Annotated in this window: 2 protein-coding genes; both read left to right on the forward strand. The window is 76.3% G+C overall.

Annotation, left to right across the window (positions count from 1 at the left end):
- Positions 1 to 3,049: hypothetical protein (locus tag ICW40_RS17640; RefSeq protein ID WP_221655313.1), on the forward strand; the 3,049-nt coding region annotated here is incomplete at its 5' end.
- A gap of 25 nt (positions 3,050 to 3,074) precedes the next feature.
- Positions 3,075 to 5,488 (forward strand): hypothetical protein (locus ICW40_RS17645; RefSeq protein ID WP_221655314.1); only part of this gene is annotated, 2,414 nt, incomplete at its 3' end.

Here is a 5,488-nt window from a genome sequence, read left to right on the forward strand (position 1 = left end):
GCCCGGCACACCCGCCGCGACGGGGGTCGCGGGCCGGCGCCGCATCCTCGACAGCGTGGTGCCCGGCCGGGTCGGCGGGATCCGGCTGCCGCCGATCCCGCAGCGCGGCCCGCGCGCCCCCACGGACACCGAGACGGCGATCGAGGCGCCCTACCGCGTCACCGTCTCGCCGAGCGTGCTCGGCGCCTTCCGGCACGACGTCGCACCGGTCACGGCACCGGACGACGCCGCACGCACCGAGCTGTGGCGGACGCACCTGACCGTGCGCGCCACGGGCGAGGACGGGACCTTCACGGGGCACGACGACACCGACGACGCGCAGCGCGTCGTCCGGGCCGTGTGGAGCCGCGACATGGACGCGCTCGACGCGACGGCGACCGCCGACCCGACCGCGCTGAACCCTCAGTCGATCCTGCCGCCGCAGCGCAGGTCGATCGTCCGGCAGACGTCCGACACCCGGATGCCCGGGCCGCCGCAGCCGCTCGAGGTCCGCCAGCTCGCGCTGTCGAGCCTCGGTGCGTGGATCGACTGGCGCGCCGCCTGGGAGCTCGAGGACACCCGGCCGTCACCGGACCCTGTGCTGATGCCGCTGCTCGAGTCGTACCGGCACCAGGCCGTCATGGGACGCGACTCCTACGTGCGCATCACCCAGCCCGGGTTCCTCTTCCCCTTCGGGCACCGCGCCGTGTGGGTCACGGTGACCGAACGGCGCATCGTCGACCGGTCCCAGGGCACGGCGTACCTGTGGCGCCGGGAGTTCATCATCGTGCGGGAGCCGACCCGGACGTACACCGGCCACGACACGCCGTTCGGCCGCGTGACGGTCGAGCCGCTCGTCACGCCGAACCTCGACAGCATGCCGAACCTCTCGGCCCCGTTCGTGCCGACCACCGGCGGGGTCCCGTACCCGTTCACCCTCGTGTGCGTCGACCAGGCCGGCGCCACGGTGACCATCTCGGCCCCGCTCGTGTTCGTCGCCGTCGACGCCGTCGACCTCGCCGAGCAGCAGGGGCAGGACATCACCGCCCTCGCCGACACGCAGTACGGCCCGGTCCGGATGATCGACGGTCGGGGCCAGACGGTCGCGGTGGCCCGGTCGGCGACGGCGGGGGACACCCAGGTCGAGGCGAGCATCCTGCGCTTCAGCGGCGTCGTCGACCCCGTAGCCGCGACGTCCCGGCCGTTCCTGCAACGGGTCGACGGCGTCGTCCCGTCGATGCGGCACCTCGCACCCCACTCGGCCGTGGTCCCGCTCGTGTACGCCGCGCCGTACCTCACCGCCGACGACCGGGGCTTCGGTGCGGGCAACCCCGGGCAGGTCTTCCTCGCGATCGACGGTGCGCCGCCCGCGGTCGACTTCAGCGGCGGCTCGGACCGGTCGGGCGGGTTCCTCAGCCCGAACCTCATGGTGCGAGCGCTGTCCCGCTCGCTGGGCGCCGTCGGCGAGGACGGCACCGGCCCCGACTCGGGCCTCGCGGCCGGGACCTTCTCGCCCGAGCGCTTCCTCGAGGGCGCGCTGCCGAAGCTGTTCGGGCTGTTCTCGCTCCTGGACCTGCTCGACGCGCTCGGCGTCGGGCTGGACGACGCACCGGCCTTCGTCACCGAGGCGCTCGACACGATCAGCACGATCGTGAGCGAGGCGGACCGGCTACGGACGGCCGCGGCCGACGTCGGCCCCCGCCTGGTCTCCGACGCGGCGAACGCCGCGCACGACGGCGCGCGTGCCGGCATCGAGGCGGCCCGGGCCCAGGTGGAGGCGGCGACGGGTCCGCTCGTCACCGCGCTCGACGCCGTCGTCGACGCGATCGGCGACCTGCCCGGCGCCGCGGACCCCGTGGCGGCCGTCCAGGCGGTCGTCGACGCGCTCGCGGTCGCGGCCGACCGCGTGGACGCCCTGCTGACCGTCCTCGGCGCACCCCAGCTGCCGACCGCCGTGCGCGCCTCGCTCGAGCGCCCCGCACGCGCCCTCGCGGTCCTCGCGCGTGCGGCGGAGACCGTCGAGGCGCTCGCCGCGTTCGTCGAGGACCTGCTGAGCCCCTCGTCGGCCGTGACGGCGCGGTTCGAGTGGCGTCCCCGGATCGCGAGCTGGCCGGCCGGGGCGCCGGTGTTCGACGCGCGCGACCCGCGCGGCCTGCGCCTCGCCGTCGAGGTCCGCGCGAGCGCGACGAGCCCGCCGAGCGTCGACGTGACGGCCGAGCTGGTCGACTTCGCCCTGCAGCTGCTGCCCGGCGAGCCCCTCATGGCGGTCGCCTTCCAGCGCATCGGCTTCCGCGTGTCGTCGGGCGGCAAGCCGGAGGTCGACGTCGTCTTCGGCGGCATGGAGTTCCTCGGGGCGCTGGCCTTCATCGACACGCTCCGCCGGATGATCCCGTTCGACGGCTTCGCGGACCCGCCGTACGTCGACGTCTCGCCCGAGGGCGTGACGGCCGGCTTCGACCTCGCCCTGCCGAACGTGTCGGTCGGGGTCTTCAGCATCGAGAACATCGCGCTCGGCGCGGACGCCCGGGTGCCGTTCCTGGGCGACGCCGTCACGGTCGGCTTCGGCTTCTGCTCCAAGGAGTCGCCGTTCCGGCTCACCGTGATGATGATCGGCGGCGGCGGCTGGGTCGCGCTGCGGGCCTCGCCCAAGGGCATGGTCATGCTCGAGATGGGCCTCGAGGCGGCTGCGTCGCTGTCGATCGACCTCGGCGTGGCCTCGGGCTCCGTGTCGATCGCGGTCGGCGTGTACCTGCGGCTCGAGGGCGAGGAGGGGTCGCTCACGGCCTACTTCCGGATCCGGGGCGAGGTCGACGTCCTCGGCCTCATCTCCGCCTCCATCACGCTCGAGCTCTCGCTCGAGTACGACTTCGACAGCGGCAAGCTCATCGGCCGTGCGTCGATCGTCGTCGAGGTCGAGGTGCTCTTCTTCTCGGCCTCCGTCGAGGTCTCGTGCGAGCGCCGGCTCGCCGGGTCCAAGGGCGACCCCGTGCTCGAGGACATCTACCCGCCGACGGACGGCGCGAACGCCGACTGGTCCGCCTACTGCGAGGCCTTCGCACCCGCCGCCTGAGCCGCCGCACCGAGCCGGAGGACCCATGACCACCACGACCGTCCTCGTGACCGCGCTGCCGTGGTCGCGCGCCGACGACGCCGACCGGCACCTGACGGTCTTCCTCACGCACAAGCTGGTGCCCGACGCGCCGGACGCCACGGTCGCCGACTTCCCGGCGGCCGCCGACTGGGGGACCGTCGTCGCGGGCTCCGGCTTCGAGCTGCTCACCTCGGCCGGCGGGGCACCGGTCCCGCTCGAGGTGGTTCCCGCGGTGGACCCGGCGGCCTGGCGGGCGGCCGTCCCGCCCACCGTGCCCGTCGCGGGCTTCCCGGCCCCCGTGCTGTCGGACGCGACCTGGAACAGCCTCCCGGCGCACCGGCTGAGCGACGAGGCCGTCGACCTGCACATGATGTCCCTGACGGCCGCGCCGACCGGCCGGCCCGGCGTCGTCGACAGCCCCGTGCTCGCGGGCACGCTCCAGCACCTCGTGCAGGCGCACCGCGGGCTGCGCGAGCTGCTGGCCATGGCACGTGACCGGGCGGACCGCGCGACCGAGCTCGCGGGCCGCCGGCTCGCCGAGGCGCAGGCGACGCTCGGCGCCTTCGGCGGTCGGGACCGCACCTACCCGCGCGAGGACCTCACCCGTCCGTCGGCGATCGAGGTGCTGCTCGACGACACGCTCGGCGACGCCCGCGTCACGGCGCTGCTCGACCGGATCCTCGCCGACGGCGGGCGGACCGACGACCCGGCGCTGCAGATGCTCGTCGACGCGCACGCGACCCGCCGCTACTACCAGCGGCCGGAGGCGGCCGCCGACTACCGGCGTGAGCCGCTGCCCGGCGCGGACCCGCCCCGGCCCGAGCCACCCAAGCCCGACTTCCACGCGCGCGTCGCGTCGTTCGGCTCGACGCCCGCCCTGCTGCGCCGGCTCGGCCTCGCGGTGGACCTGCGCGTGCCGGACCGCAGGACGCTCGACGGCGTCTCCTGGGTCGCCGTCCGGCTCGTGCCACCCGCCGGGGCCGACGTGCGGTCGCTCGCCCCGCCGCGCACGCGCGTGGTCGTCGACGGCGACGTCTTCCGCGCGGCGTCGACCGACGCCTGGGTCGGGGGCGCCGTCCCGCTCGGGGACGAGACCTACGTGGTGCTCGACCTCGACCCCGACGCCTCCGGCCTCAAGCTCGAGCAGCACCTGCGTGACCTGCCGCGCGCCGTCGCGTCGGAGGTGAACGGCGACCCCGCCACGTCCGCACCGGGCACGCTGCGCGCGACCGGGTTCGCGATCGCGCGGTCCGACCGGGTCGCCGCGACGCGCGACCGGCTGACGCGGGCCGAGGGGCTCACGGCGCCGGTGGACGGGCCCGGTGCCGCCGGGCCGGAGCTGCTCTACGACGACCTCGTCCGCGGGGTCCGGCTCGAGGTCTGGGACGACGCCACGCGGCAGTGGCACAGCCTCCACCACCGCCGGGTCGACGTCACGGCGGACCCCGGCGACGGCTCCGGCCCGGTGCCGGTCCTCAAGGACGCGCCGGACACGGGGTTCCTCCAGCAGTCGGGGCTCAACCGCGTGCCGGGCGACGAGGCGAACCCGTACTACCTCCACGAGGTCGTGGCGGGGTGGGACGGCTGGAGCCTCTCCGCGCCCCGGCCCGGACGCGTCGTCGTGCACGAGTCGGGCGAGGAGCGCGTCCTCGAGCAGCCGCCCGACGAGCCCGCGACCGGCGTCCACGTCGTCACGAGGACCGAGCGGGGCACGCTGCCGGCGCTGCGCTACGGGCGGTCCTACGCGTTCCGGCTCGTCGGCGTGGACCTGGCCGGCAGCGCGGTGCGTCCCGACCGGCCCGCGCGCGGCGGGGGCGCGCGACCCGTGCCCGCCGACGACGCCGCCCGCCGGCACCTGGACCGCCTCCGGGACGTCTACACGGCACGCGACCGCCGCGGCCTCCTCGCCGCGGTGCGCGACCCCGTCCTCCAGGCCCTGCCGCAGGACGACGACGAGCCCGACTGGTTCACGCAGGTCGACGCCGACGGCGGGCCGCCCCGCCCTCCCGACCGCCCCGACCGGCCGGGCCGACCCGGCCGACCCGACCGACCGGGCCGACCCGAGCGACCCGGCCTCCCGGGACGCCTCGGACGCCTGGACGCGCTCCGTCGGCGCGACGGCACGGAGGCCGCGGTCACGCCGCGCGAGCGCATCACGGCGTGGGTCCCCGCCGTGGCGCGGACGGGCGACCAGGTGATCGACCTCGCGGTCGCGGACCGGCTCGAGCGAGCGGCCCGGGCGGGCGCCGAGCCGGGTGCGGGCACCGGTCCGGTCACCCCCGGGCAGGTCCTCACGGGCACGGACGTGCGGCGCGCGCTGCGCGACGTGGCGCGTGCGACGCGGCACCTCGCGGAGCGGGCCGACACGTGGCGCGTCCGGCCGCAGCTCGCCGTGGACGCCGCCACCCTCGTGGAGGT

The sequence above is a fragment of the Actinotalea ferrariae genome (genome assembly GCF_019733465.1).
Taxonomy (GTDB): Bacteria; Actinomycetota; Actinomycetes; order Actinomycetales; family Cellulomonadaceae; genus Actinotalea; species Actinotalea ferrariae_A.